This window comes from Sorangium aterium, from assembly GCF_028368935.1.
In the GTDB taxonomy this organism is placed as follows: domain Bacteria; phylum Myxococcota_A; class Polyangia; order Polyangiales; family Polyangiaceae; genus Sorangium; species Sorangium atrum.
Genome location: NZ_JAQNDK010000001.1, coordinates 983780 through 1009564, shown reverse-complemented (window position 1 = coordinate 1009564; position 25785 = coordinate 983780). Strand labels below are relative to the sequence as shown.

Here is a 25785-nt window from a genome sequence, read left to right as displayed (position 1 = left end):
TCATGGCTGTCAACGGCGTCCTGCCCGCCGTGCGATCACTCGGGGCACGCCGCGGCGCACCCCTCGCCGCCGCAGTCGACGCCGGCCTCGTCGCCGTTCTTCACGCCGTCGGTGCAGGTGGGCGCCTGGCAGGTGCCGCTCCAGCACACGCTGCTGAGGCAGTCCGCGCCGGTCTCGCAGCCCCCGCCCACCGGGCAGCGCGGGCACCATAGCTTGCCGCAGTCGACGCCGGCCTCGAGGCCGTTCTTTATCCCATCGCTGCACGTCGGGATCATGCAGCTCCCGTTCGTGCACACGCCGCTCTCGCAGTCCGTGTCGTCCTTGCAGCGCTCGCTCGAGGGGCAGGGGCGGCACGGGCCGCCGCAATCGAATCCGGTCTCTCCGAGCCCAGGGTCGCTCACGCCGTTCTCGCAGTGCGATGGTACGCACCACACGCCGTAGCACACGAGCCCCGCAGGGCACTGCAGCGTTGGGTCTTCGGATACACACTGCACGCAGACGCCTTCATGGCATCGGCCGGAGCCCGAGGCGGGACATACGACGCCATCCAAGATGAGATGTCGCGGCCCGTCGAGCTCGCAGACGTCGAGGGTGCACTGGTTGCCGTCGTCGTAGGCGTCGACGGCCGCCACGCTCACCACGCGGCCGTCGGCCGTGCACTCCTCGACCTTGCAGTCGCCGCGGATCTGCGAGGCGATCGGCCCTCGTTCGATCTCGACGACGCAGGCGCCGTCCACGCACCTCCCGACGCCGCACCGCGGGTCCGGCGGGCCGGGGCACTCCGCGTCGCCCTCGCAGCCCCCGGGCGGAGCCGACACCCCCGAGCACGCCTCCGTGCCCTCGGCGCACTCGTCGCAGGTCCGGCACTCCTCGAAGCAGTTCGGCGTGTCGTCACCACGCGCGCAGCAGATGACCTTCCCCGGCTCGCCACACTCGCAGTGCTCATCGATGCAGATCGTGCCCGGCACATTCTGCTGGTCCGACTGGCAGTGGTCCGTGGTCGCGCACCTTCCACCCACGTAGGGCCCATCGCCGCACGCAAAGAAGGTCGCCGAGATGATCAGAAAGAGGAGAGCAGCAGCACAACGCGCGATGGGTTTACCCATGCGTCCAGTCCTCCGGCACGAGGCTGTGGCGCCGGCACCCAGGTGGCCCCAATCCGCCGGGGTGTCGTCTGCCAGGTCGTCTTGGGGCGCAGTATGCCGCGGTCAGGCGGCCGCCGTCACGCAAGTTTTCGCAAGATCGCGCAGCGTGCGAAGCGGCCTTCGATCAGAGCAGGCGCAAGGTCGAATTGCACATCAAAACGTGCTCGTCAACGCAAGGCCCTTGGCCGACACCGTGATCTCTGCCGGTCCGCGCGGATAGAACGTGTAGCCGAGCGTGGTGGCCAGGATGGCGCCTCCCGCGATGAGGCCGGCGATGCCCACGCCCCGGTAGGTGATCGCGTCGTCGTAGGCCGAAGCCGACTGCTGGCAGATCGGCTGGGTCAGCCGGAAGCAACGGTTTGGCCCTGCGGAGAGCGCGGCGGTGTCGCCCGCCTCGTCCTTCTTCCCCGCGCCGACGAGCATCACGCCGCCGATCGCCGCCAGCGTGGCGGAGAGCCCGAAGCCGCCGGCGACGAGCTCCGGCCGCGGCCCGGGCCGGGGGGGCGGGGGGGCGGGCGGGGAGGCGCGGGGGCCGGCAGGCGGCGCTGTCGCGCCTGCGGGCGCGGCCGGCAGGCCCGGGAGCGGCGCAGGGGCGCCGGCGGGCCGGGCAGCGAAGGTGAGCACGACTTCCCGCGCCTCGCCGCGCGGCACGTCGATCTCGGCCGTCGCGACGTCGCCGTCCAGCATGGCGCGCACCACGTGGTGGCCGGGGGCGACGGGGACGGGCTTGCCGTCCTCGATCTCGGCGGGCGCGCCGTCGATCGTGATCTTCGAGCCCGCGGGGGCGACCACGTGGAGCTCGCCGGCGAGCTGCCGCGCGCGGGCCAGGTCGCTGAGCCGCGACGCGACGAGCGCGCGCTCCGCGGGCGTTCTTGGCGCGCGCATGATCTCCTGGCAGAGCGACAGCCAGCGCACAGCGGCCGGCGCGTCGCCGAGCCGGAGCGACAGCGCCCCGATGTTGCACGCGGCGACCTGGACGCGCTCCAGCCGCCAGACCGCCATCCACAGGTCGCGCGAGTCGGCGAGCCGATCCTCGCGAGCGGCCGCGTTCGCCTGCGCCATGAGCCGGGCGACCGCCTCCGGCGGGGCCTCGGCGCGACCCTCCGCCGCGCCGGCCAGCAGGGCGATGCACAGCGGGAGCGCGGCGACGCGGCGTGTGTTCCTTGGCACGGGTGCGGTTCTCCTCGGATTTGTCATGGAGGCTGTTAAGAGAGGAATCAACATCCCGAGAATGCGTCTCGGAACCGGCGCCATCGCAGCCCTCACGGCGCCGAGGCGGCCACGCCGTCCCGATCGCGTCAAGCGCATGCCGGGCCGCTGGAAACGTCATGCGGATCTGGCAGACGCCGGGTATCCCTAACTACCGCCCTTCCATCGCTCCCGCGTTCACCCCACCGCCGGCCCGGCCTTCCGCTGCGCGCTGTCGCAGACCCACCGGACCACCCCGGGAATGACCCCCTGCGCGATCGCGCTCACCCGCGAGCCCACGTCGGGGTAGATCTCGAACCGCCCGCGCGCCATGCCGTCGGCCATGCTGCGCGCCACGGCGTCCGGCTCGAGCGTCTTCACGTTGCCCGCGATGGCCTTCGTCTCCGCCGGCTTGTACTGGTTCTCGAACGCCAGCTGCGGTGTGTCGGTGTCGGGCGGCATGCACACGCTCACCCGCACGCCGTGCGGCCACATCTCCGCGCGCAGCGCCTGCGAGAAGCCGATCAGCGCGAACTTGCTCGCCGCGTACGGCGTGTAACCGTAGATGCCGATCACGCCGGCGAGCGAAGAGACGTTGAGCACATGGCCGCTGCCGCGCGCCGCCATCGCCGGGAGCACCGCCTTGCACAGGTGAACGGCGCCAAAGAAGTTCACGTCCATCATGCTCCGGAACTGGTCCACCGGCAGCTCGAGGAAGCGCCCCGGCATCACCACGCCCGCGTTGTTCACGAGGTGATCGATCGGCCGCTCGGCGAGCCGCGACTCCATCGCCCGCGCGACATCGTCCGGCCGGCTGACGTCCAGCTCCAGGACGTCGACCCGCGCGGACGGGTGCTCGCGCCGGATGCCCACCGCGGCCTCGTCGAGGAGGGCCCGGCGGCGCGCCACCAGCGTCACCGCGGCGCCGTAGCCCGCGACGAGCCTCGCGAACGACAGCCCGATGCCGCTCGAACCGCCGGTGATGAGAACGCTCTTGCCCTGGAAATAAGTTCGGGTGTCCATCGGCGGCCGAACCTACCCCAGGACCGCCCGAGGCGCGAGGTGCTCGTGCAGGCCCGCGGCGCCGCGCCTCAGCGGTCGCGCCGCCGCTTCTTCAGCGCGTCCTTCAGCAGGCTGCCCGCGGCGGAGCCGATCGTCTCGACCGCGATCATCGCGGCCGCCGCCGACACCGCCTCGACCGCCTTCCGGAGGGCACGGCGGGTCTTCTTCTTCATCGGCTTCATGACGGCTGCGCGAGCTCCACGTCAGGGTGAGCTCTCCCCGATACGCCATTGGCCAGCTTCAAGCCGCCCAGCGCGCTCGCCCACGCCCTCACCTTCCGGCTCACGGCGGTCCTCGCGCTGCTCAGATAGTTTCTCGCTTCACCGCTGTACAGGCCGGCCGCGAACACCGCTGCGACGCTCGTCGCCGCGGCCACCGGCCGGAGGGCCCTCCGGCCGAGCTTGCTGAGCTTCCTCTTTTGCTTCTTGGAGAGCTTCATCTTCATGATCCCATCAGCCCAGCAGGGGTCGTGCCATGGCGTCCGAGCCGAGACGCGGTGACGAGCGCAACGCGCCCCCGTGGCTCGCGCCCCGGAGACAGGACAGGACGTTTTGCCTCGGTGGGGTGAAATGCGCCTCCCACACCGGCGCTCAGGCGCGCAAGCGCGCTCGGGGCGCGAGCCCCCATCCAGGTAGATCAGGTCTCTCTGTTTCCCACGCTACCCGACGCTGGACGGCGCTTCCGCTGCGCCGGCGTGGCATCACGGCTGCCCTCCGCGCGGGGCATACAGGGGTACGCCGCCCGCGCCACGATGAGTGATGTTGGGTAGCTCACAGCCTGGACGGGCTCGCAGCCGCCGGCGAACCGCCGCGCCCGGCCGCTGCGGGCGGAGTCGCTGGCGATCGGGGCCGAGTTCGTTTACTCCGTTGTAAGCAGGCTCATGCGAGGTCTCAGGTAAGGCGGGGACGAGATGCGCGTGGGAGACGTCATCGACCGTCGCTTCCTGATCGAGCGCCTCGCCAGCTCGGGCGGGATGGGGGACGTCTACCGCGCCTGCGATCTGGTCACGAACGAGCCGGTGGCGCTGAAGGTCCTGCAGCGGCGAGGGCTCCAGGAGGCGATCCGGTTCGCGCGCGAGGTCGAGGCGCTCGAGGCGCTCACCGCGCTGCGGCACCCGGGCATCGTGCGGTACATCGCGCACGGCGCGACCGACGCTGGGCAGCCCTACCTCGCGATGGAGTGGCTCGCCGGCGAGACGCTGACCGAGCGGCTCAACCGCAGGTCGCTCACGATCGCCGAGAGCGTCGCGCTCGCGTCGCGCATCGCGTCGACGCTCGGCGTCGTGCACCGCGCCGGCATCGTCCACCGCGACCTCAAGCCGAGCAACCTGCTCCTCGTGGGCGGCGCGATCGAGGGGGTCACGCTCATCGACTTCGGCGTGGTGCGCCTCGGCGCCATGGACCGGCACCTCACCATGCCCGGCACGATGCTCGGCACCCCGGGCTACATGGCGCCTGAGCAGGCCCGCAGCGAGCCGAACATCGACCCCCGCGCCGACGTCTTCTCGCTCGGCTGCGTGCTCTTCAAGTGCCTCACCGGGCGCTCGGCGTTCCAGGGCGCGGACGGGCTCTCGGTGCTCATCAAGGTCATCCTCGAGGATCCGCCGCGGCTCCGGGAGCTGCGCGGGGACGTGCCCGAGGCGCTCGACGACCTCGTCGCGCGCATGCTCGCGAAGCCGCCGAAGGACCGGCCCCGCGACGGCGACGCGGTGGCGGCGGAGCTCCTCGCGCTCGACGACGCGGGCGTCGGCGCCGCGAGCAGCCGCCCGTCGAACACGCTGCGCGGCGGCGAGATCACCACGAACGAGCGCAAGATGATGTGCCTCGTGCTCGCGCGCGACGCGAGCGGCGACGCCGAGGCGACGCGCTCCCAGGAGGAGGACCTGGAGCGCAGCAAGGCGCTCATCGCCGTCGCCGAGCGCTACCAGGGCGAGCTCGAGATCCTGGAGTCCCGCTCGCCGCTCATCGTGCTCACCGCCGGCGGCGCCCCGACCGACCTCGCGGCGCAGTCCGCCCGCTGCGCGCTCGCGCTGAACGCGCTGCTCGGCAGCGTGCCGGTCGCGCTCGTCACGGGCCGCGCCGAGATGTCCGCGCGGCTGCCGGTCGGCGAGCTCATCGACCGCGCGGTCCACCTGCTGCCGCCCGCGCACGCGCCGGCCGGCGCGGACGCCGTCCGCATGGACGAGGTGACCGCGGGGCTGCTCGGCGCGCGGTTCGACGTGACCCGCGAGGCGGGCGCCCTCCGCCTGTACGGCGAGCGCGAGGAGCTCGCCTCCACGCCGCCCCTGCTCGGCAAGCCGACGCCGTGCGTCGGGCGCGACCGCGAGCTCGCGCTCCTGGAGGCGGCGTTCTCGCACTGCGTCGAGGAGTCGACGCCGAGCGCCGTGCTCGTGACCGCGCCCGCGGGCGCAGGCAAATCCCGCCTGCGCTCCGAGCTGATCCGGCGGCTCCGCGACCGCGGCGAGGACCTGGAGGTGTGGATCGGGCGCGGCGACCCGATGAGCGCCGGCTCGGCCTTCGCGCTGCTCGCCCCGGCGCTGCGGCGCGCGATCGGCCTCTTCGAGGGCGAGCCCATCGAGGCGCGGCAGCGCAAGCTCCGCGCGCGCGTCGCGCGGTACGGCCACGCCGAATCGGCGCGCACCGCGGCGTTCCTCGGGGAGCTCATCGGCGTGCCGTTCCCCGACGGCGACAGCGTGCAGCTGATGGCGGCGCGGCGCAGCCCCGTGCTGATGAGCGACCAGATCCGCGTCGCCTGGGAGGAGCTCCTCAGGGCGGAGTGCTCGGCGAGGCCCGTGCTCCTCGTGCTGGAGGACCTGCACTGGGGCGATCTCCCGAGCGTGCTGCTCGTCGACTCGGCGCTCCGCAACCTCGGCGATCAGCGGCTGATGGTGCTCGCGCTGGGCCGGCCGGAGGTGCGGGAGCTCTTCCCGAAGCTCTGGGCGGGGCGCGGCGTCCACGAGGTGCAGCTGTCGGGGCTGCCGCGGCGCGCGAGCGAGCGGCTGGTGCGCCAGGTGCTCGGCGAGGACGTCGCGCCGGAGCTCCTCGCGATGATCGTCGACCGCGCCGACGGCAACGCGTTCTACCTGGAGGAGCAGCTCCGCGCGGTGGCCGACGGCAAGGGCGCCGACCTGCCCGAGACGGTGGTGGCGATGGTGCAGGCGCGCATCGAGGCGCTCGACATCGAGGCGCGGCGCGCGCTGCGGGCGGCGAGCGTCTTCGGGCAGACGTTCTGGCAGGGCGGGGTGTCGGCGCTCGTGGGCGGGGCGCAGGTCGCGCCGAAGCTGGTCGAGCTGGAGCAGCGCGAGGTGATCTCCCGGCGCGGCGAGGGCAGCTTGCCCGGCGAGGTGGAGTACAGCTTCCAGCACGCGATCGTGCGGGAGGCGGCCTACGGGATGCTGACGGAGGGCGATCGGCGGCTCGGGCACCGGCTCGCCGGCGAGTGGCTGTCGCGCGCGGGCGCGGGCGCGGTCGACGCGATGGCGCTCGGCGAGCACTTCGAGCGCGGCGGCGAGCTCTCGCGCGCCGCCGCCGCGTACTGCCGCGCGGCGGAGCAGGCGCTGCGGGCGCAGGACCTCGCCGCCGCGATCGAGCGCGCCGAGCGCGGCGTCGCGTGCGGCCCGAACGCGCAGGCGCTCGGCGCGCTGCGCCTCGTGGAGGCCGAGGCGCACGTCTGGCGCGGGGAGCTCGCGCTCGCGGAGCAGCGCGGGACCGAGGCCGTGGACCGGCTGCCCGCCGGCTCCGCGGCGTGGTTCTCGGCGATCAAGCAGGTCGCCATGGCCGCGGGCAAGCTGGGCGGCTTCGAGCGGGTGGAGCGCTGGATGAGCGCGGCGCAGGCCGCCGCGGCGGACGCGGAGGGCGCGCTCGTGGCGAAGCACATGTGCCTCGGCGAGGGCGCGCTGCTGCTCGTGTTCGGGGGGCGCTACGCGTTCGCGGACGCGCTGATCGAGGCGATCGAGGGCGACGGGACGGACCTCGCGGAGCGGGAGGTCGAGGTGGTGGCGCGGCTGCACGCGGCGCGGTCGGCCCGGGCGCTCGGGAACGGCGATCCCAGCGCGTGCCTCGCGGGGCTGTCCGCGGCGCTCGCGGCGTTCGAGCGCGCGGGCGACCGCGGCAACGCCTGCGCGTTCCGCATGAACGTCGGGTACATGCACGCGGAGCTCGGGGATTTCGCGGGCGCGGAGGAGGTGCTGCGCAGCGCGCTCTCGGGCGCGGAGCGGATGGGGCTGCACGATCTCGCGGTGGCGACGCTCAGCAACCTGGGGCACGTCCTCGGCTACCGGGGGCGGATCGAGGAGGCGGAGCGGACCGAGCGCGAGGCGATCGCGCTGTCGCAGCGGCTCGGGGATCCGCGCACGGAGGGGAGCGCGCGGACGTACCTCGCGCGGATCGCGCTGCTGGCGCGGGACTTCGAGGGGGCGGAGCAGGAGGCGAGGGCGGCGGCGGAGATCCTGCAGAGCGCGCCGCCGCTGCGCGCGGCGGCGGTCGCGGCGAGGGCGAGGGCGCTGCTCGGGCTGGGGAGGTTCGACGAGGCGCTGTCGGCGGCGGGGGAGGCGTTCTCGATGCTGAACGCGATCGGGGCGATCGAGGAGGGGGAGTCCGCGGTGAGGAACGTCTACGCGGAGGCGCTGGCGGCGAACGGGATGGAGGCGGACTGCGCGGCGGCGATCGCGGCGGCGAGGGAGCGGTTGATGGAGAGGGCGGGGAAGATCAGCGATCCGGTGTGGAGGGAGCGGTTCCTCACGATACCGGAGAACCAGCGGACGCTGGAGATGGCGGCGAGGTGGGGAGGGCCCTCGGCGTGAAGCAAGCTCGTTCGGCCACAAGGCCTCCTCCTCACCATCAGTCACCAACGTAAACGTTTACGTAGTCGTCATCGTGGTCGTGGTCGTGGTCGTGGTCGTGGTCGTTCACGGCCTATCGTTGACGACCACGACCACGACCACGACCACGACCACGTAAACGTTCGGATGTAGGAGAACGCGGCGCGAAGCTTGGTTGACGCCTACGGGGACGGGAGGATCAGCCGTCGCGCGGCTCGGCCGGCAGGCCGGCGTTCTTGCGGAGGGTGGCGATCAGGCGGTCCATCGCCTCGCGGTAGGTCTTCTGGGCCGCGGCGATGCGCTCCTCCATCGTCTCGTCGATCTGCTTCGCCTGGGTCGCGGCCGAGTCGAGCATCGCCTTGCTGCGCCCGAGCTCCTCGATGCGCGCCTCCGACGCCTTCTTCTCCTCGTCCGTGCGTTTGCCCGAGGACTGGAATGCTCGCTCCGCCTCGACCGCCTCGTCGATCGACTTCTTGATGGTCTCGATCTCCTCGAGCATCCGGCGGAGCCGGAGCTTGTGCTCGACCATGTCGATGTGGACGACGTAGCTCACGAAGCTCACGGCGTCGGCCTGCTTCTCGAGCGTCGCGGCGTTCTCCTTGCCGAGCGAGGCGCGGTAGCGCTCGATGCGGCGGTGCGCCTCGCTGCGCTCGCGGACGTACTTCTCGAGCTGGCGCTCGACGCCCTCCTCGAGCGCGTGCGCCGTGGCGCCGGTGACGTCGACGTCGCACCCCTTCTGCTTGACGACGTACTGCGCGGCGCCGCTCACCTTGCGGGTGAGGTCCTCCTTGTTGTCGTTGAAGAACGCCACAGCGCCGTCGACGGCGCGCACGCGCTCCACGTAGTCGTAGCTCCGGCCCGCCGCGTCCGCTTGCTCGATGACGTCGAGGACCTGCTTCCAGTCCGGCTTCTTGAGCTGGTCGGGATAGGACGCGAACTGCTCCGTGGCGCGCTTCGAGAGGTCCTCGCGCTCGCCGAACGACGTGGCCGTCGCCTGCAGCTCGGCCGGGTAGCGCCCCGCATAGCCGCTCTGCGAGGCCGAGGACGCGATCTCGGGCTCCGGCTTGGGGGCGCTGCAGCCGAGCGCGAAGAGCTGGCCGGCCAGGAGGAGCGCCCCGGCGATGAGGTACGGTCGGTTCATGGACGCCGGCCTATAGCCCAACTCCGCCCCGGCCGCGCGCGCTGCGCGCCGACGCCGCCTCGGTCGAGGGTGACGCGACCCACATCCACGCAGCCCGGCGCAACCAGGGCGACGCACGCGCGACACCTCGGCACAAGGAGCCCTGTTGCGCGTCTCGTGCGCGTCGCGTTACCGCGCGGAGAGCGCCGGAATCCCTTCCCTTTCGTACTCGCCCTTGGCATCGTCTTGGGCCCGCTCTGCGCGCTCCGTTTGCGTTCCAGACGGTCGAAGACGGTTGTTCCTTACTCGGCGTTTCACGAGCACCGGCGCCTGTCATGGAGGCGCCGGCCACCTTCGGGAGGGATGTGAAGCATGGGAGCTCTGAAAGACAAGGTCGTCATCGTCACGGGCGCGAGCTCGGGCATCGGCAGAGCGACGGCGGTCGCGCTGGCCGCCGAGGGCGCCAAGGTCGTCGCGAGCGCGCGGCGCGAGGCGCAGGGGCGCGAGCTCGTCGCGGCCGTCAAGGATCGCGGCGGGGAGATCACCTGGGTCACCGCCGACATGCGGGTCGAGGGCGACGTCGAGGCGCTCGTGAAGGCCGCGGTCTCCACCTATGGTCGCCTCGACTGCAGCTTCAACAACGCCGGAGCCGGCTTCTTGGTGCCGCTCGCCGACCTGTCCAACGCCGACTACGACCTGGTCATGGACACGAACCTCCGCGGCGTCTTCTGGTGCATGAAGTACCAGATCAAAGCCATGCTCGCGAGCGGCGGGGGCTCGATCGTCAACTGTGCGTCGGTGGCCACGTCGCGCTTCTTCCCCGGGCTCTCGATCTACGCCGCCTCCAAGGCCGGCCTCGTCGCGCTCACGCGCACCGCCGCGGTCGAGTACGCGCAGAAGGGTATCCGCATCAACGCGGTGAGCCCCGGCGTCGTCGAGTCGGAGATGGCGACGGCCGGCTGGCGCCTCGACGATCCCCAGGGCCGCGCCTTCGCCGCGTCGCTCCACGCCATGAACCGCGTCGGCGGGCCCCACGAGGTAGCCGCGCTCGTCGCCTTCCTCTTCAGCGACAAGGCCTCGTTCATCACCGGCCAGGAGGTCGCCGTCGACGGCGGCCTCCTCTCGGCGGCGTGGCCCGCCAACTACGCGGGCGGGGGCTGAGCCGCGCGCCGCGGCGGAGCCCGGCCGGAGGCCGCGCGGCTGACCCCGCTGCGCTCGGATCCTTCGGATCCCAGGTTCCCGAGCCTCCGGCGTCCCCATACTGCGACCATGGGTCAGCCTGAAGCGGAGCCGCTCCCCGCGGCGGGTCGTGGTGAGCGCCCGGCGGGCTCCGGCGCGTCGCTCTTGCGCGCGCTGCGCCACCGGAACTACCAGCTCTTCTTCGCCGGCCAGCTCGTCTCGCTGGTCGGCACCTGGATGCAGTCGGTCGCCCAGTCGTGGCTCGTGTACCGGCTGACGGGCTCGTCGCTGCTACTCGGCACCGTCGGGTTCGCGACGCAGATCCCCGTCTTCCTGCTCGCCCCGATCGGCGGCACCGTGGCCGACCGGCGGAGCCGCCACCGCATCCTGCTCGCCACGCAGTCCGCCGCGATGGCGCTCGCCTTCGGGCTCGGCGCGCTCACGCTGAGCGGGCACATCCAGGTCCCGCACATCCTCGGGTTCAGCGTGCTCCTCGGCGTCGTGAACGCGTTCGACATCCCGACGCGGCAGGCGTTCGTCGTCGAGATGGTCGGCCGGGAGGACCTCGCCAACGCCATCGCGCTCAACTCCTCAATGTTCAACGGCGCGCGGATCATCGGCCCGGCGGTGGCGGGCATCCTGGTCGGCGCGATCGGCGAGGCGTGGTGCTTCGTCGCGAACGGGGTGAGCTTCCTCGCCGTGCTCGCGAGCCTCCTGGCGATGCGCGTCCCGCCCCGCCCGGCCGCCGCGGGACGAGGCTCCGCGTTCTCCCACACGGTCGAGGGCTTCCGGTTCGTCGCGCGCACGAGGGCCATCCGCGCGCTCCTGCTCCTGCTCGGGGTCGTGAGCGTCACAGCGATGCCGTACGCGGTGCTGATGCCGATCTTCGCCGATCGGATCCTGCGCGGTGGGGCGCAGGGGCTCGGCATCCTGATGGGCGCGTCGGGCATCGGGGCGCTGCTCGGCGCGCTCGTCCTCGCCAGCCGGAGGCGGCTCCGGGGCCTCGGCCGCTGGGTCGCCGCTGCCTGCGCGGGGTTCGGGGTGGCGCTCGGGCTGTTCGCGCTCTCGCGGTCGTTCTGGCTCTCGACGCTCCTGCTCGTGCCCGTCGGCTTCTCGATGATGGTGCAGATGGCGGGGTCGAACACGCTCGTGCAGGCGATGGTGCCGGACGCGCTCCGCGGGCGCGTCATGGCGGTCTACGCGATGATGTTCATGGGGATGGCCCCGCTCGGCGCGCTGCTCGCCGGCTGGCTCGCGGGCAAGATCGGCGCGCCAGCGACCGTCGCCTCGGGCGGCGCGTGCTGCGTCGTCGCGGCGGCGGTGTTCGCCGCGAGGCTCCCCAAGCTGCGGCAGCAGGCGCGCGAGCTCATCATCGCCCAGCAGATGGCCGCCGGGACGCCGCCGGAGCAGCTCACCCAGCCGGTCGCGGTGGAAGCCGCGTCGGAAGAGCAGGGCGCGGCGCGGCCGGCGTGAGCGGGCGGGGCCGGCGCGCTCCGGCACCTCGCATGCACGCGGCGGGTCGAGGCGGGCGTGTGTGCGGTGGACGCACTGCGCGCCGGGCGAGGGAGGGGATCATGGGGCAAAAGGCCAAGCAGCGGTCCGGGGCGCAGGCGCAGGAGAACGGGCGTATCGACGAGGTCGATCAATCGAAGGGGATCTTCCGGCTCGACGGGCCGCACCCCAAGGACGCCGAGCTCCGCGCGCCGGGCTCGCTCGGCGGCGGGCCGTACGATGAATCGGGCCGCGGCGGTCCCGCGGGCTCGCTCGAGCTGCGGGAGACCAGCGCCGAGGCCACGGGCGCAGGCGCGGCGGCCCCGTCCGAGGACGAGCCGCCGCCAGAGAGCGGCGCGACCGAACCGGCGCAGCCGAGAGGCGCGCTGCCCCAGCACGAGGAGCCGAGCGCGAAGGACCGGAAGGCCGCCGGGCAGGGATAGCGGGGCGCTGTGCCACGGCGGCGCTCGCGCCGGCGCGAGGTGTCTCGCCGCGCCAGCGGCGATAGCGCCGCCCCGCGCGCTCACCGCGGGGCGACGGCGCTCGCCACGCCGAGGGCGACGTATTTGCCGACGGTGCCGGCCACGCCCATCGTGTCTCGGAAGCCCTTCATCAGCCGGCCGGGCAAGACCAGGTCGTCGAGCAGGAAGCCGCCGAGCGCCGACAGCGCGCCCGTGAGCGCGCCGCCGCGCTGCCCCGCCGCGTCGAGCGCCTTCTCGTAGCCGATGCCCCACACGAGCAGGCCGCCGGCGAGCGCCGCGATCCCTGCGGGCGTGGCGACCGGGTCGAACTGGCGCTTCGGGCGGCGACCCCCGAGGCCGACCGCCGCTGCCATGGCGTTCATGGCGGCCCAGGGCGATCCGCGCTTGAGGGTGGACGCTGCCATCATCGTGCACATCGTCGCTGCCGTCAGCACGGCGCCGGTCCGCAGCCCACGCGTGACGATCTCGCTCGTCCGGCTCGCCTGCTGAGGGCGCTGCGCCGCTGCGCGAGGCGTCGCCCAGGGAGACCGGGGCATCGCCGCGGGCGGCAGCGCCGTCGCCTCGGGCGGCAGCGCCGTCGCCTCGGGCGGCGAGGCGATCGGCGCGGCGGCCATCGACGCGGCTTCGGGCGGCAGGGACGTCGCCTGGACAGGTGAAGTCACCCCTTCGGCAGCCGGGACCAGCGCCTCGGGCTGATCCAGCTCCGCGCCCTCCTGGCGGCCGACGTGGAGGTAATCCTCTCGGCCGTCATGGTACGTGTAGGGGACCGGCCTGGGACCCTGGTGTTCCGGCTCGGCCGTTCCGGCGGCGTGTTCCGGGTTCATTCGATTGTCCATCTGGCACCTTTCAGCGATTTCTGCGGATACGTGGGCTCCTCTCCTCGGCATGTGCCAACTCCGTGCCAGGTCCGAGCTGGCCAGTCCATCGAGTCGGGGCGCCGTCGGTTCGCGGCCGGCCAAAGCGCCGCGCTCCGGCGTGGCGAACCGGTCGCTCCGCCGGCCCGAGCGATCCGTCCTGCGCCGCCCGACGGCTGTGGTTTGCCGCTCGCATGGGGGCGCGCTCAGGAGGATTTCATGAGCACAGCCCGCCCGTTCGAGATCACCGCCGCCACGAGGACATCACGCGCCGTGAAGACGGCGGGGGTGATCTTCGGTATGGGCGCAGGAGGCCTGATCGACGGCATCCTGTTCCATCAGATCCTGCAGTGGCATCATCTGATCTGCTTCAGCTGCCATCCAGGCGCGACCATCGACGATGTGAGGCGGAACATCTTCGCCGACGGCCTGTTCGGCGTTGTCGCATTGAGCCTCACCGTGGCAGGTGTCATCAAGCTCTGGAGCGCGCTGCGCGCGGGTGGAGCCGAGCTCCCCGGACGGATGCTCCCGGGCGCCGCCGCCATGGGCTGGGGGCTGTTCAACCTGGTCGAGGGGGTGATCGACCATCACCTCCTGCAGATCCACCATGTCCGTCCAGGTCCGGGGCAGCTCGGCTGGGACCTGGCCTTCCTCACGTCCGGCGTCCTGCTCGTGCTGGGCGGCCGGCGCCTGACGCGCGAGGCGCGCCCGTCAGTGGCCGCGCCGGCTCGGACCTGACTCGTCGCGCCAGGCGAGCTGGACCAGGCGGTGCAGCAGCGACAGCGAGGGCGCGTGAGGGCCCGCCTCGAGCGACGGAAACGCGCTCGTCAGCTGGACCACGGCGAACGGCGTTCTCCTGGCGATGAGCAGCTCGCAGCGGCCGCTGAACACCGCGGGGTCCTGGGGCGAAGCGGGGGTGTCCAGCGAGAGCCCCTCCGGGAGCTCTGCGACGGCCCGCCTCAGGTCGTCGAGCTCCTCGGGCGTGAGGCGCCTCTCGTGCGGCGCTCCTGCGCCGTCGCCGTCCGCGCGCAGCAGCGCGTGCGCGCTGGCCTGCGAGCGGAACGGGCCGTCCGAGGAGGGGGACAGCGAGAGCTCGACCTTGACCCAGCGGCGCCCTCCGCCGGCCGGCGCGATGCCCTCGAGGACGAGCAGCCAGTCGGGGGCCGCGGGCCGGCGCGCCAGCGCGCGCCTGGCCCAGCGACGCTGCGCTGCCGGCCCGACCCACGGCGAGAGCCCCGCGTGCCACGCGCGGAACGCGAGCTCATCGCGGTACGCCGCGCCCGGCAGCCACCCCCTGGCCACCCCGATCGACTCCCAGACCGCGAGCCCCGCCGCGAGCGCCGGGCCCACGCTGATGCACTGGACCAGCCCCGGAATGCAGGCGCCGGCCGCCGCGAGCACCGCGCCTCCGGCCGCCGCCGAGGCGGCCAGCTGGACCGCGCCGAGCCCGAGCTCCCACGGCTTGCAGCCCCGGCACCGCTGCCGCAGCTCGGAGGTGCTCAGCTCGCTCGGGTCGCGCACGTCGCAGGCCGCTCTGGTCATATCCCTCGTCGCCGCCCGGCGCCGGACCGGAGGCGAGCTCTGCCAGCATACCGCGGATCCGGCGGCGCGAGCGTCCAATCCGCGTCGCCGCCCGGCGACGCGTTCAGTCCGCGTCGCCGCCTGGCGACGCGTTCAGTCCGCGTCGCCGCCTGGCGACGCGTTCAGTCCGCGTCGCCGCCTGGCGACGCGATGGCGCCGACCTTCGCCCTGGTCGCGCGCAGATAATCGCCGGGAGCGACGAGGATCTGTGTGCCGCGCACGCCGGCCGAGATGGAGACGACCTCGAAGAGCTCGAGCGTCTCGTCCGCATAGACGGGATAGGCCTTCTTCGCGCCGAGCGCCGTGACCCCGCCGCGCACGTAACCGGTGAGCGGCTGGACCTCCTTCAGCGGCACCGTGTCGACCTTCCGGTCGCCGGTGAGCCTGGCCATCGCCTTGAGATCGAGCTGGGCGTTGCCGGGCACCACCGCGAAGCAGACGCCGTGGCGATCGCCGCGCGCCACCAGCGTCTTCCACACCTGCTCCGGCGGCAGGCCGATTTTCCTGGCCACGGTGCCCGCGGTCAGGTCGCTCGGGTCGACCTCGTAGGTGCGCAGCTCGTACGGGATGCCGAGGCTGTCGAGGATGCGCGCGGCGTTGGTCTTCATGGGGATGGGCCGGGCCCAACCTATACGCGCCGGCTGCGCCGATGACGACCGTGAAGAAGCGCCCGGAGGCCGGCCGAACCGCTTCGTCCGCCTCGCGGGCGTTGCGAGGGCGCGCGGCGCCGGCTCAGCGCGGGCGCCGGTCGTGGAAGAGGAGCATCTCGATGGTGCCGGACTCGCGGAGCCAGGGCTGGTCGTGCGGGCCCGGCAGGACGCGGAGGGTGTGGGGGATGGACCGCTTCGCGAGCTGCGAGGCGAGGGCGGTGTTCGCGTCGCGGAACGGATCTCCCTCGCTGGTGAGCAGGTGGAGATCGCGCGGCCCGGCCGCGGCGACGGCCCTGGCGAGCCGGTCGGCATAGGAAGCGGCGCGGTGGGCGCTGATGGCGGACTGCACGCCGCCGAGGGCGCCGAAGAGCTCGGGCCTGCGGAGGAACACCTCGACGCCGACGTAGCCGCCGAGGGAGCAGCCGTCGAGCGAGGTGCGGGCCGCGTCGTCGAGCGCCGGCGCCTCGGCGCGGGCGCGGGGGAGGACCACCTCGGCGAGCCAGCGCGCGTAGCCGTCGAGCGCCGCGGAGGGGTTCGGGGCCTTGTGGACGTTGGGCGTGAAGGGGCACGCGATGGCCAGGCCGCGGAACGGCCGCGCCGCGAGCGCGGCGTTCACCTCGGCGAGCCGCGCGTCGGTCCAGTCCATGCGGCGCGAGGTGCGCTCGAGCGGCGGGCGGCGCAGCCGCTCGTAGGCCGACCCGAGGCCGTACCGCGAGAGCCACGCGAAGGCGCCGAGGCGCTCGTCGCCGGTCTCGCCGAGGCCGTGGAGGAGCACGAGCAGCGGCACGCGCTCGCCCGGGGCGAGGTGCTTCGGGACGAGCAGCGTGAACCGCCGGCCGAGGGCGCGCTCGCCGGGGACCTGGAGGTCGCGGACGTCGAAGGCGGGCGGGGAAGCGGCGGGGGGCGGCGAGGGCGGCGCGGCGCCGGCGCGGTCGGCGAGGGCGGCGCGCGGGGCGAGCGCTGCGGCGCAGAGGGCCAGGAACGGGCGCCGGTGGAGGACCATGCGCGGAGTGTCGCAGCTCGGCGGCCGTCAGCCAGCCCGCGCTCGCGCTCCCCGTCGCGGCCCGCGGCGTCTACGAGCGGCGTCCGGGAGCGGCGCTGCGCGGGCGGTGGTCTTTCGGGATCTGACGTCAGGTCATCGAGCCCCAGAGTTCCTGGGAAGCCGCTCTTTCAACGCACGTCCAAAACACCGAAGCACCGGAGTCGCCCCCTTCGCTGCCCGCGGCTTGACTCGGCTTTGTACGGTCGTAGGCTCCCTGCGACGGCGTCGCGCCGCTGCGCGCTGTTCTGGATGGATGGACCGCGGCGGCGCGCGGATGGATCCGCATCGTGCTCGACAGAGCCGAGCAGGGAAAACGAGCTATCGACATATTCTGATATGCGGTGTTGGCGACCGCGGGCGTCGCCGCCGGGGCTTGTCGAAGGGGGGACGGTCATGTGGATCCAGATGGGGGCGATCGCGCTCGCGGCGGTCGCGGCGGTCGGCTGCGCGCACGCGAAGGGCGGCCGGGGCGCGGGCGATGTCGTGTACCTCGACCAGGGATGGGGCGAAGCGGAGCGCCGGATCTTCTACCGTGCCTCCCAGGGCGCCAGGTTAGTCCCGCTCGGGTGGTTCCTTGCGCTCGAGCGGGAAGACGGCGCCGAGCGGTTCGCCGCGAGCGACTATGTGGCGCGCTATCGTTTCATCGAAGATCGGGACGCGAAGAACAACCCGGAGCGCCTCCCGGTGGGGTTCGCCAGGGACGTCGATCCCGCGACGGGCGAGGTGTACGTCGGGTTCACGTGCGGGACCTGCCACACCCGCCAGATCTCCTATCGTGGCGCGAGGATCCGGATCGACGGCGGCCCTGCGGCGATCGACGTTGTCGCCTTCACCGACGCGCTCTTCGGCGCGCTCGACCGTACGCTGAAGACGCCGGAGAAGCTGGATCGCTTCGCCAGGGCGGTCCTCAAGGACCGTTACGGTGAGGACTCCACGCGCGCCTTGCGAGCACAGATGGAGAAGATGCTGGAGGTGGCCCGGCTGCAAGCGTTCACCGGGGGCGCGGCGGGGCCCCATGCCGCCGTTGCAGGGTTTGGCAGGCTGGACGCGCTCGGGCGCGCCGGCAACCTGCTGTTCGGTCTGCTCAATCCGGAGAACCTCCGCGCGGTCGACGCGCCCGTCGACTATCCCCACCTCTGGGATGCGCCGAGCTACGACTGGGTCCAGTGGAACGGCTCCATCTCGCAGCCGATGGGGCGCAACATCGGGGAGGCCCTGGGGGTGGGCACGCACACGCGGCTCGACCCCGCGCCACAAGGGGCGGGGATGCACCTCCAGTCGAGCATCCGGGTGGACAACCTGCACCTGATCGAGCAGCAGGTCGAGAAGCTCCGCTCGCCGCGCTGGCCGGAGCACCTGCTCGGCAGCATCGACCGCGAGCGGGCGGCGCGCGGCGAGCGTCTTTACCGCGCGCACTGCGCGAGCTGCCACGACCCGGGGCTGACTCCCCCGGACGAGCACGGCAAGCGCTTCCGGGTAGCGACGATGTCCCCGCTCGATCTGATCGGCACCGATCCGACCCACGCCGTGAATTTCAACGAGCGCACGGCGGATCTCGGGGCGCTCGGGTTCGGGAAGATGGGGATGGCGCAGGCGCTGGAGCTCGGAACGTCGGCGATCCGCGAGTTGAAGTACGACGAGTACGGCCTGTCGGCGGAGCAGCGGCTCGCGTGGGACGGGTATCGCCCGAACCGGTGGCGCGCGCCGCGCGCGTACAAGGCGCGCGAGCTCAACGGGATCTGGGCGACGGCGCCGTACCTGCACAATGGCTCCGTCCCGAGCCTGTACGAGCTGCTCCTGCCGGCGGACCAGCGTTCGAAGAGGTTTTATCTCGGCAGCACGGAGTTCGACCCGAAGCACGTCGGCCTCCAGGTGAAGCCCTTTCGGGGAGGGTTCGAGCTCGTGACGGAGATCCCCGGCAACTCGAACGCCGGGCACGAATACCGCGACGGGCCGCGCGGAAACGGCGTCATCGGGCCCGCGCTGACCGAGCAGGAGCGCTGGGATCTGGTCGAGTACCTGAAGACGCTGTGACGGGCGCGCCTGGCGAGGCGCGTCGAGCGACGGCGGCGCGGGGGGAGCGCCGCCTCTGGGCCTGCCGGAGGGGACTCGATGGTCGCCGCGGAGGAGGTCCAGGGCGCCCAGGTGCTGACAGGAAATGCCCGAGGCGTGCGCGGCGGGGTGGACGCGCCGGGCGCGCAGCGAGTACACCGAGGCGCCCATGGACACGACGCACGACGCGACGGACGCGACGGACGATGAGGTCGGGCAGACGCGCTCGATCCGCCCTGAAGATCAGGACCCCAAGCTGTGGAAGGGGAACGGGTGGACGGCGCGGGTCATCAAGAACGAGGACGACGACGGGTGGGCGGTCGAGATGACGTGCGACGGCCAGAGCGAGCCTGCCCTTGTGGGGCCGTGGACGATGGGGCGTGACAAGAAGAACCCGAAGCCCCTCGACGCGAGCGCCTTCGCCACCCTGGTGAAGACGGCGAACGAGGTCCTTTCGCGGCACGCCCAGCAACGCCGGGCGCAGCTGCACCGGAGCGTGACGACGGTGGTCGAGGGCGGCGCCCGGATGCGGGTGGACCTCGACATCGTGCCCGACGAGGACGATCCGCACGCCATCCTCACGGGGCGAGACGCGGCAGGAGAGACCGTGAGGCGGTCGAGGGTGCCCCCGGACTTCAAGCTCACCGCCGAGAGCGCGCGGACGTGGCTCGAAGAGGGCGTTCCCGAGCCGTGACGGGCCGCAGCCGGCCATGGGCCCGGTGATCTGGCGATGAGCCAGGCCGAGCTCCGCCCGTGCCAGCTCAGGGGCGGGCGCTGGCTCAGCCGCAATGAGCTACAGCACAGCGGGATCCAGGCTCAGCCCGGGTGGATCGGCGTCCAGGCCGGCGGGTCGCTCGCCGGGAACGACTCGTCCGACGCCTCGTCCACCGGCTCCCACGCCTCGCGCTGCGAGAGCGCCCCGCCGCGATCGAGCGGCGTCTGCGGGCTCCGCTCCTTGCGCATCTTCGCCCTCGTCGCCTCGGGTCCGGTCTCGGGGCCTTCAGGTGCTTCCGGCTGTCGCTCCGTCGCCTTCTCCTCGCTCGTTCCCATGCGTCACATCCTCCGGCGCTCCGTTGCCCGACACGACAGGTGGAGCCGGCGAGGCGTGCCGCAAGGGGACACCGCGCTGGATCGAGGCCGCCTTCGCTCGCTCTCCTCGCTCAGCGCTCCGGCTGAGCCTCGACGAATCGCTCGAACACGGCCTTGCGCAGCAGCTTCGGCGGCAGGATCCCCTGGGCGAGCACGAAATCGTGAAATCGCTGCGCATCGAAGCGAGGACCCATCATGGACTCGACCTCTGCCCTGAGCTCCATCAGCCGGGTAAACCCGTAGAAATACGACGTCGCCTGTCCCGGCGCGCGGAACGTGTAGCGCTCCACCTCGGACTGAGCGAACGGCGCCGACAGCACCACTTCCTGCTCCAGGAAGGCGCGCGCGGCCGCAGGCGTGATCTTGCCGGCCTGGAGCTCCGGGTCCAGGAAGGCGCGCGCGGCCCGCAGCAGGCGGTATTGCAGCGAGACGAGCTGGCCGTCGGGCGGCATGAACGGGAACACGAGGGCCTCGGAGTACACCCCCCACCCCTCGACGTTGGCGCTGTTCATCGCGAAGACCGCCCGGGCGATCGAGACGCCGCGCTCGACGAGCGACGCGAACTGGAGCTCGTGTCCGGGGCGCGCCTCGTGGGCGGTGAGCGTCCACGACGCCGCTGCATGGGTGAAGTCGTCGACCTTCTGCAGCTCGTCCCCGGCGCCGGGGGGGCCCGGGAGGCTGAGCGGCAACACGAACTCCCCCTCTTCCCCCTGGTTGCCGATCAGCCGCGGCGGCCGCATGTGGGGCGCTGGCGACTCCGCGCTCTCGGCGGCGGTGCCCAGCCGGATGCGCGCAGGCCGCTCGGGCAGCGTGACGAGGCGCTCTTTCCTGATGATGTCCTCTATCTGGGCGAGCCGCGCCTCGTAGTGCGGCAAGATGGCCTCGCCCACCAGCTGCTCTTTCTTCAGGGCGCGGAGCACGTCGCGGTAGTCCGAGCCTGGCAGCTTGCGCGCCCTGGCGACCGACACCGAGAGCTCCTGCATCTGCGCCGTCAGATCCTCGAAGGCGGCGTGGGCCAGGGGCGTGAGCTCGGCGGGCGGCAGATCGACGCCGTGCGACTCGAGCGCGAACGCATAGAGCGGCCGCGGCAGCGCGAAGTCGGTCCGCGCCCGGGGGAGCACGTCGTCGCGCAGCGCCGCGTCGTACGCCTCGAGCTGGCGATCCAGCGCCGCGAGCGGCTCGTCATGGCCGCTGATGCCGTATTTCCTGAAGAGCTCGCCGATGCCCTCGCGGACGCGGGCGTTCGTGGCGAGGTGCCGCTCGATCTCCATCCTGGGCGGGGCGAGCAATCCGGGCTTCTCGAGGTCCTGGAGGAGCCTGGACATGGCCTGCTCGGCGATCGGCACGTAGCCCGCCTCCATGCCGGCATAGCGCCGGAGGCGCGTGCGGGCCGCGGCCCGCCGCGCCGGCGGCACCCGGTCGTCCAGCAGGTTCGAGATGCCCTCGAACACGAGCCCCGTGACGTTCACGTAGGTGACGCTGTGCTTCTCCTCGAGCTCCGAGCTGCGAACGGCCCGGTCCGCGGCGTCCAGCAGGATCTGCAGATCCTCGGCGACCGCCGGGTCCTTCTCGGTCTCTCGTCGTTTCTGGAGCTCCACGATGGCCGCGCGGTAGGCCGCGCGCTTCTGCGCCTCGACCCCGGGCGAGAGATCCGAGATCTCCCGGTCGGCGCGCTCGACCCCGAGGTAGCCGGCGCGCTCCGGCGAGAACCGGACGAGCACGTCGAGGAGGACCTTCGCGTGCTCGTTGCTGCGCTCGACCCAGGCCGGGAGCCGCCGGGCCGCTGCAGGTGTCGAGCGCGCGGCGGGCGCCGTGCTCGCGGCCGCCGATGGCGCCGGCGAGGGCAGGGGAGCCGGCCCGGCCGCGGGAGGCGGGGCGCCGCGGGCGCATGCAGCGCCGAACAGGGGAATGAGGAGGAAGGTGCGGAGCGCGCGCAGGTCCATGCCGCACACCTTGTGACGGCGGCGCCGCGCGCCAACCGCAGCGCGGCGCAAACCGAGGCGCGCGCCGCGATCGGCGGCACCACACAAGCGCCTCGCGCGACTCCTGGATGTTCTCTATCGAGCAGCTCAGCTGTGCTCGAGCGGAAGCCCCGCCTTGACCCAACCGCTCGTCCCGCCATCCAGGTTGTAGAGCTGGTTGAACCCGAGCCGCTCGGCGAGCTTCGCCGCCGTCAGGCTGCGGGCGCCCTTCGCGCACACGAACACCACCCGATCGCGCGGCAGGGCCCGCTGCGGATCCGCTCTCAGTTGATCGAGGGGCACCAGCCGCGCGTGCGGCACGTGTCCGACCGACCACTCGCGTGGCTCACGCACATCCACAACGTCAACCTCCCCGCTCTTGATCAGCTCGTCCGCGTCCCTGGGCGATATCGTCTGGATCATGCGTCCATTATAACGGACGCGTACGACAGTGGCAACCCGGGGGACACAAGTTCGCCGTCGAGACGAAATCCTTCGAAATCCCGGGGGTTCAGCCTAATTTGGAGATCCAACCGGAGGGTTGGGCGGCGAAATCGGTCGGCAGGGAGCCCGGCGGTGTCCGTCTCAGCGGACAGCCGCCGGGCGTCACGTCAGCGAGACCTGCCGATCTGGATCCGATGCAACGCGTCAACCAGCGCGTCGATGTCCTCGCAGGTGTTGTAGGGGGCGAGCGACGCGCGCACGGTGCTCTCCAGGCCGAAGCGGCGCAGGATGGGCTGGGCGCAGTGGTGGCCCGAGCGCACCGCGATGCCCTCCCGGTCGAGCGCCCCGCCCACGTCCTCGGTGCGCTGCCCATCGAGGACGAAGGAGAGCACGCCCGCCTTGTCGGCCGCGGTGCCGATGAGCCGCAGCCCGGGGACGCTCGCGAGGGCGTGCGTCGCGTAGTGGAGCAGCTCGTGCTCGTAGCGGCCGATGTTCTCGATCCCGATCCGCGTCACGTAGTCGAGCGCGGCGCCGAGGCCGACCGCGTCCGCTATGTTGCCGGTGCCGGCCTCGAAGCGCGCGGGCGGCGGGTGGTAGATCGTCCGCTCGAAGGTGACGTCCGCGATCATGTTGCCGCCTCCCTGCCAGGGCGGCATCGCGTCGAGCACCTCGCTCTTGCCGAAGACAGCGCCGATGCCCGTGGGACCGAACACCTTGTGTCCCGAGAACACGTAGAAGTCGCAGTCGAGGAGCTGCACGTCCGCGCGCATGTGGGACACCGCTTGCGCGCCGTCCACGATCACGCGCGCGCCGTGCCGGTGCGCCATCGCCACCATCTCGCGCGCGGGCGTGATGGTGCCGAGCGCGTTCGACACCTGCGTGATCGAGACGATGCGCGTCCGCGGGCCGAGCAGCTTCTCGTACTCCTCGAGGATCACCTGGCCCCTGTCGTCCACGGGAGCGACACGGAGCCTGGCGCCCTTCTCGGAGCAGAGCTGCTGCCACGGCACGATGTTGGCGTGGTGCTCGAGCCACGTGATGACGATCTCGTCGCCCGGGCCCACGTTCCTCCGGCCCCAGCTCTGGGCGATCAGGTTGATCCCCTCGGTGGTGCCGCGCACGAACACGATCTCGCGCGTGGACGGGGCGTTGATGAAGCGGCGCGTCGCCTCGCGCGCCGCCTCGTACGCGTCCGTCGCGCGGGCCGCGAGCGCGTGCGCCGCGCGGTGGATGTTCGAGTTCTCGTGCTCGTAGAAGTACGAGAGCCGATCGATGACGGCCCGGGGCTTCTGGGTCGTCGCCGCGTTGTCGAGCCAGACGAGCCGCTTGTTGTGGACCCGCTCGTCGAGGATGGGGAAGTCGCGGCGGATCGCGTGGGGGTCCAGGATGCCGGCGGAGCGGCTGAGGTCGCGGACCAGCGCGGGATCCACGGCGCGGATCTCGTGGGCTTCGACCTGGGGAGGGCCGACGGGCGACTCGATGCCCAGCGCGGGCGCGCCGGGCACGAAGTAGGCGTCGGCGTCGCGGCCCGCGAGATCGCCCAGCACCGGGATGCGGAGCACCTCGTCGGCCGCTCCCAGGCTCAGCGGATCGGAGCCCACGAGCGGGACGCGGACGAACCCGGCGCGCACCGCCGAGTCCGGCAGCGACACCTCGCCGGGGAAGGCGGGCGTCGCGCCGGAATAAGCGGGGACCGAGCCGGGAGCGGGCGGCGCCGCGCCGGGAGCGGCGGGGGCTGACCCGGGATAGACCGGGGCCGCCGCCGCGGAGGGTCCAGCGGCAGCCGACGGCGTCGCGCCAGACGCCTGCACGGGCGGGGCGGGCGACAGCGACGGAGAGACGCCCGACGGCGTCGCGCCAGGCGCCTGCACGGGCGGGGCGGGCGACAGCGACGGCGAGACACCGGGCAGCGACACCTCGCCGGGGGAGGCGGGCGCGGCGCCGGAAGCAGCGAGGACCGAGCCGGCAGCCGGCAGCGCCGAGCCGGAGTAGGCGGGGGCCGAGCCGGAGTAGGCGGGGACCGAGCTGGAATAGGCGGGGGCCGACCCGGGATATACGGGGGCCGCCGCCGCGGACGGCCCCGGAACAGGTGACGGCGTCGCGCCAGCCGCCGCCAGGTGCGGGACGGGTGACTGCGACGGCGCCGCGCCGGGCAGCGGCGCCGCCGTCGGCGCCGGCGGAGCCGCTGGCGCCGCCGCCGCCCCCTGCTTGAACGGCGCGCCGAGCATCTCGTTGGCGAGCTGCGCGATCACCGCGGCCAGGGAGGCGGGGTCGAAGCCAGGGATCTCCGGTGCCGACGCGGGCGCGACGCCCGGCGCCGAGAGCGGCACGTTCAACGGCGCGATCCCAGAGCTCCCCACGACGCGAGTCACCTGCGGCAGAGCACCCTGGAGATCCGCTGTCTGGATCTCACTTGTACTCATAGTAGCTGTCCACCTGAACGCCCTCGAGCACGCCGAGCGCATCTTCGGTCAGAACCGCCGCCGAGCAGTAGAGGGACGCGAGGTACGAGGCAGCCCCGAGCTGGTTGATGCCCATGAAGCGAATCGACAGGCTCGGGCTCACCTCGCCCTGGATCCCCGGCTGGAACAGGCCCACGACACCGCGCTTCTTCTCGCCGGTGCGGACCAGCAGGATATCGGTCTTGTTGCCCGCGAGGTGCAGCTTGTCGGTGGGGATGAGCGGCAGGCCGCGCCACGTGAGGAACGGCGAGCCAAACAGGGTCACGGTGGGCGGCGGAACGCCGCGCTTCGTGCATTCGCGACCGAACGCCGCGATGGCGCGCGGGTGCGCCAGGAAAAAGGCGGGCTCCTTCCACACGCGCGCGATCAGCTCGTCGAGATCGTCCGGCGTGGGGCCAGCGCCGCGCGGCTTGACCCGCATGCTCTCATGCACGCTGTTGAGCAGGCCGTAATTGCCGTTGTTGATCAGCTCGTCCTCTTGCTTCTCCTTGAGCTTCTCGACGAGGACGGTGAGCTGCTCCTTCACCTGATCCATGGGGCTGCGGAACAGGTCGGAGATCCGGGTGTGCACCTGGATCGTCGTGGTCACCGTGTTGAGCACGAACTCGCGCGGCTGCTCTTCATAGTGGATGCGCGCCGTGGGCAGCTCGGCGGCGTCCTCCGGGCTGCAATCGACCGCGAAATCGGTATCGGTGACCCGGTTGAGGCGGTACACGCCTGCTTCGACGGGCGTCCAGGGGAGCAGCTGCACGAGCCAACGCGGGGTGGCACCGGCCCACTGGGGCGGAGTCTTGCTCGTGTTGGCGTGTTGCCTTGCGGCGCGCTCGCCAAGCAAATGGCTTTCGTGGTTCGTCATGGCAGGGCTTTTCCTCGAACTTTGACGAGTTGGGAGGGTGTCTTCGCCAAAGCTGAGCCAGTACTACAACTTCTTCCCAGGCTGCCGCAATGGCGCTGGTGACGCCCTGGACGCTTTCCTCCTGTAAAGCAGATGTAATTTCCACCATGTCGGACTCCTATAAAGCGGATTTTCCTTCCACGATGGTGGAGCGCAACCGCGCGTGCCGTGGTGGAGGCTGACACCGGCGGACATCGTTCGAAGTCAAGGCGCAAGGGCGTTGCGGCGACGTTACGGCGTCGTTGCGACACCGTCAGACATGAAGAGAT

Annotated in this window: 22 protein-coding genes; 7 read left to right on the top strand and 15 right to left on the bottom strand. The window is 72.4% G+C overall.

Going from position 1 to position 25785, the window contains the following annotated elements; genetic code table 11:
• Positions 1–35 precede the first annotated feature (35 nt).
• The 5 genes from POL72_RS03560 to POL72_RS03540 all read right to left on the bottom strand — a co-directional run bounded on the left by POL72_RS03560 (position 36) and on the right by POL72_RS03540 (position 3840).
• Complete coding sequence (locus POL72_RS03560) at positions 36–1106, bottom strand: hypothetical protein (RefSeq protein ID WP_272093578.1); 1071 nt, start codon at positions 1104–1106, stop codon at positions 36–38.
• 192 nt (positions 1107–1298) lie between these two features.
• On the bottom strand, positions 1299–2315 hold the full coding sequence (locus POL72_RS03555) for a hypothetical protein (RefSeq protein ID WP_272093577.1): 1017 nt from the start codon (positions 2313–2315) through the stop codon (positions 1299–1301).
• 216 nt (positions 2316–2531) lie between these two features.
• Positions 2532–3356, bottom strand: coding sequence for an SDR family oxidoreductase (locus POL72_RS03550; protein ID WP_272093576.1), 825 nt, complete (start codon positions 3354–3356; stop codon positions 2532–2534).
• 68 nt (positions 3357–3424) lie between these two features.
• Complete coding sequence (locus POL72_RS03545) at positions 3425–3577, bottom strand: hypothetical protein (RefSeq protein ID WP_272093575.1); 153 nt, start codon at positions 3575–3577, stop codon at positions 3425–3427.
• Complete coding sequence (locus POL72_RS03540; protein WP_272093574.1) at positions 3574–3840, bottom strand: hypothetical protein; 267 nt, start codon at positions 3838–3840, stop codon at positions 3574–3576. The genes POL72_RS03545 and POL72_RS03540 overlap by 4 nt, the downstream gene beginning before the upstream one ends.
• Before the next feature lie 465 nt (positions 3841–4305).
• Between POL72_RS03540 and POL72_RS03535 the strand changes: the two genes are divergently transcribed.
• Complete coding sequence (locus POL72_RS03535; RefSeq protein ID WP_272093573.1) at positions 4306–8196, top strand: serine/threonine-protein kinase; 3891 nt, start codon at positions 4306–4308, stop codon at positions 8194–8196.
• Positions 8197–8413: 217 nt separating this feature from the next.
• On the opposite strand, the gene POL72_RS03530 is transcribed toward POL72_RS03535, so the two are convergent.
• On the bottom strand, positions 8414–9355 hold the full coding sequence (locus POL72_RS03530) for a hypothetical protein (RefSeq protein WP_272093572.1): 942 nt from the start codon (positions 9353–9355) through the stop codon (positions 8414–8416).
• A gap of 351 nt (positions 9356–9706) precedes the next feature.
• Here POL72_RS03530 and POL72_RS03525 point away from each other — a divergent pair, with 351 nt between their 5' ends.
• The 3 genes from POL72_RS03525 (at position 9707) to POL72_RS03515 (ending at position 12447) form a co-directional block, all read left to right on the top strand.
• On the top strand, positions 9707–10495 hold the full coding sequence (locus tag POL72_RS03525) for an SDR family NAD(P)-dependent oxidoreductase (RefSeq protein ID WP_272093571.1): 789 nt from the start codon (positions 9707–9709) through the stop codon (positions 10493–10495).
• Positions 10496–10603: 108 nt separating this feature from the next.
• Positions 10604–11986 (top strand): MFS transporter, encoded by a 1383-nt coding sequence (locus tag POL72_RS03520; RefSeq protein ID WP_272093570.1) that lies wholly within the window; start codon positions 10604–10606, stop codon positions 11984–11986.
• Between the two features lie 101 nt (positions 11987–12087).
• The gene (locus tag POL72_RS03515) at positions 12088–12447 is read left to right on the top strand and encodes a hypothetical protein (RefSeq protein WP_272093569.1); all 360 of its coding nucleotides are present in this window, start codon (positions 12088–12090) and stop codon (positions 12445–12447) included.
• A gap of 80 nt (positions 12448–12527) precedes the next feature.
• On the opposite strand, the gene POL72_RS03510 is transcribed toward POL72_RS03515, so the two are convergent.
• On the bottom strand, positions 12528–13310 hold the full coding sequence (locus POL72_RS03510) for a hypothetical protein (protein ID WP_272093568.1): 783 nt from the start codon (positions 13308–13310) through the stop codon (positions 12528–12530).
• A gap of 249 nt (positions 13311–13559) precedes the next feature.
• On the opposite strand from POL72_RS03510, the gene POL72_RS03505 reads away from it, so the two are divergent.
• Positions 13560–14078 carry a DUF2243 domain-containing protein gene (locus POL72_RS03505; protein WP_272093567.1) on the top strand — a complete coding sequence of 173 codons (519 nt, stop codon included), beginning with the start codon at positions 13560–13562 and terminating at the stop codon, positions 14076–14078.
• Here the strand turns inward: POL72_RS03505 and POL72_RS03500 are convergent.
• The 3 genes from POL72_RS03500 to POL72_RS03490 all read right to left on the bottom strand — a co-directional run bounded on the left by POL72_RS03500 (position 14052) and on the right by POL72_RS03490 (position 16574).
• Positions 14052–14882, bottom strand: a complete 831-nt coding sequence (locus tag POL72_RS03500) for a hypothetical protein (protein ID WP_272093566.1) — start codon at positions 14880–14882, stop codon at positions 14052–14054. The two genes, POL72_RS03505 and POL72_RS03500, sit on opposite strands and share 27 nt — an antisense overlap.
• 161 nt (positions 14883–15043) lie before the next feature.
• Positions 15044–15529, bottom strand: a complete 486-nt coding sequence (ybaK, locus tag POL72_RS03495; protein WP_272093565.1) for a Cys-tRNA(Pro) deacylase — start codon at positions 15527–15529, stop codon at positions 15044–15046.
• Positions 15530–15653: 124 nt separating this feature from the next.
• Positions 15654–16574 (bottom strand): alpha/beta hydrolase, encoded by a 921-nt coding sequence (locus POL72_RS03490; RefSeq protein WP_272093564.1) that lies wholly within the window; start codon positions 16572–16574, stop codon positions 15654–15656.
• A gap of 432 nt (positions 16575–17006) precedes the next feature.
• Here POL72_RS03490 and POL72_RS03485 point away from each other — a divergent pair, with 432 nt between their 5' ends.
• Both POL72_RS03485 and POL72_RS03480 read left to right on the top strand, forming a co-directional pair.
• The gene (locus POL72_RS03485) at positions 17007–18647 is read left to right on the top strand and encodes a c-type cytochrome (RefSeq protein WP_272093563.1); all 1641 of its coding nucleotides are present in this window, start codon (positions 17007–17009) and stop codon (positions 18645–18647) included.
• A gap of 124 nt (positions 18648–18771) precedes the next feature.
• Positions 18772–19359: a hypothetical protein gene (locus tag POL72_RS03480; protein WP_272093562.1), complete on the top strand. Its 588-nt coding sequence runs from the start codon at positions 18772–18774 to the stop codon at positions 19357–19359.
• A 122-nt stretch (positions 19360–19481) separates the two neighbouring features.
• Here the strand turns inward: POL72_RS03480 and POL72_RS03475 are convergent, their stop codons facing one another.
• The 5 genes from POL72_RS03475 to POL72_RS03455 all read right to left on the bottom strand — a co-directional run bounded on the left by POL72_RS03475 (position 19482) and on the right by POL72_RS03455 (position 25477).
• Positions 19482–19715: a hypothetical protein gene (locus tag POL72_RS03475; protein WP_272093561.1), complete on the bottom strand. Its 234-nt coding sequence runs from the start codon at positions 19713–19715 to the stop codon at positions 19482–19484.
• 110 nt (positions 19716–19825) lie between these two features.
• Positions 19826–21697 carry a DUF885 domain-containing protein gene (locus tag POL72_RS03470; protein WP_272093560.1) on the bottom strand — a complete coding sequence of 624 codons (1872 nt, stop codon included), beginning with the start codon at positions 21695–21697 and terminating at the stop codon, positions 19826–19828.
• Between the two features lie 126 nt (positions 21698–21823).
• Positions 21824–22138, bottom strand: coding sequence for a rhodanese-like domain-containing protein (locus POL72_RS03465; RefSeq protein WP_272093559.1), 315 nt, complete (start codon positions 22136–22138; stop codon positions 21824–21826).
• A gap of 188 nt (positions 22139–22326) precedes the next feature.
• Positions 22327–24582 (bottom strand): family 2A encapsulin nanocompartment cargo protein cysteine desulfurase, encoded by a 2256-nt coding sequence (locus POL72_RS03460; protein WP_272093558.1) that lies wholly within the window; start codon positions 24580–24582, stop codon positions 22327–22329.
• Entirely contained in the window at positions 24569–25477 is a 909-nt protein-coding gene (locus POL72_RS03455; RefSeq protein ID WP_272093557.1) for a family 2A encapsulin nanocompartment shell protein, read from the bottom strand. The genes POL72_RS03460 and POL72_RS03455 overlap by 14 nt, the downstream gene beginning before the upstream one ends.
• Between the last annotated feature and the right edge of the window lie 308 nt (positions 25478–25785).

Excerpts from the sequence above, each read along its gene's own strand:
- POL72_RS03535 (WP_272093573.1), top strand. The coding sequence starts at position 4,306 with ATGCGCGTGGGAGACGTCATCGACCGTCGCTTCCTGATCGAGCGCCTC.
- POL72_RS03475 (WP_272093561.1), bottom strand. The coding sequence starts at position 19,715 with ATGGGAACGAGCGAGGAGAAGGCGACGGAGCGACAGCCGGAAGCACCT.
- POL72_RS03545 (WP_272093575.1), bottom strand. The coding sequence starts at position 3,577 with ATGAAGCCGATGAAGAAGAAGACCCGCCGTGCCCTCCGGAAGGCGGTC.
- POL72_RS03505 (WP_272093567.1), top strand. The coding sequence starts at position 13,560 with ATGAGCACAGCCCGCCCGTTCGAGATCACCGCCGCCACGAGGACATCA.
- POL72_RS03530 (WP_272093572.1), bottom strand. The coding sequence starts at position 9,355 with ATGAACCGACCGTACCTCATCGCCGGGGCGCTCCTCCTGGCCGGCCAG.
- POL72_RS03480 (WP_272093562.1), top strand. The coding sequence starts at position 18,772 with ATGCCCGAGGCGTGCGCGGCGGGGTGGACGCGCCGGGCGCGCAGCGAG.
- POL72_RS03510 (WP_272093568.1), bottom strand. The coding sequence starts at position 13,310 with ATGAACCCGGAACACGCCGCCGGAACGGCCGAGCCGGAACACCAGGGT.
- POL72_RS03515 (WP_272093569.1), top strand. The coding sequence starts at position 12,088 with ATGGGGCAAAAGGCCAAGCAGCGGTCCGGGGCGCAGGCGCAGGAGAAC.
- POL72_RS03540 (WP_272093574.1), bottom strand. The coding sequence starts at position 3,840 with ATGAAGATGAAGCTCTCCAAGAAGCAAAAGAGGAAGCTCAGCAAGCTC.
- POL72_RS03525 (WP_272093571.1), top strand. The coding sequence starts at position 9,707 with ATGGGAGCTCTGAAAGACAAGGTCGTCATCGTCACGGGCGCGAGCTCG.
- POL72_RS03490 (WP_272093564.1), bottom strand. The coding sequence starts at position 16,574 with ATGGTCCTCCACCGGCGCCCGTTCCTGGCCCTCTGCGCCGCAGCGCTC.
- POL72_RS03485 (WP_272093563.1), top strand. The coding sequence starts at position 17,007 with ATGTGGATCCAGATGGGGGCGATCGCGCTCGCGGCGGTCGCGGCGGTC.
- POL72_RS03470 (WP_272093560.1), bottom strand. The coding sequence starts at position 21,697 with ATGGACCTGCGCGCGCTCCGCACCTTCCTCCTCATTCCCCTGTTCGGC.
- POL72_RS03460 (WP_272093558.1), bottom strand. The coding sequence starts at position 24,582 with ATGAGTACAAGTGAGATCCAGACAGCGGATCTCCAGGGTGCTCTGCCG.
- POL72_RS03560 (WP_272093578.1), bottom strand. The coding sequence starts at position 1,106 with ATGGGTAAACCCATCGCGCGTTGTGCTGCTGCTCTCCTCTTTCTGATC.
- POL72_RS03550 (WP_272093576.1), bottom strand. The coding sequence starts at position 3,356 with ATGGACACCCGAACTTATTTCCAGGGCAAGAGCGTTCTCATCACCGGC.
- POL72_RS03500 (WP_272093566.1), bottom strand. The coding sequence starts at position 14,882 with ATGACCAGAGCGGCCTGCGACGTGCGCGACCCGAGCGAGCTGAGCACC.
- POL72_RS03465 (WP_272093559.1), bottom strand. The coding sequence starts at position 22,138 with ATGATCCAGACGATATCGCCCAGGGACGCGGACGAGCTGATCAAGAGC.
- POL72_RS03455 (WP_272093557.1), bottom strand. The coding sequence starts at position 25,477 with ATGACGAACCACGAAAGCCATTTGCTTGGCGAGCGCGCCGCAAGGCAA.
- ybaK (WP_272093565.1), bottom strand. The coding sequence starts at position 15,529 with ATGAAGACCAACGCCGCGCGCATCCTCGACAGCCTCGGCATCCCGTAC.
- POL72_RS03520 (WP_272093570.1), top strand. The coding sequence starts at position 10,604 with ATGGGTCAGCCTGAAGCGGAGCCGCTCCCCGCGGCGGGTCGTGGTGAG.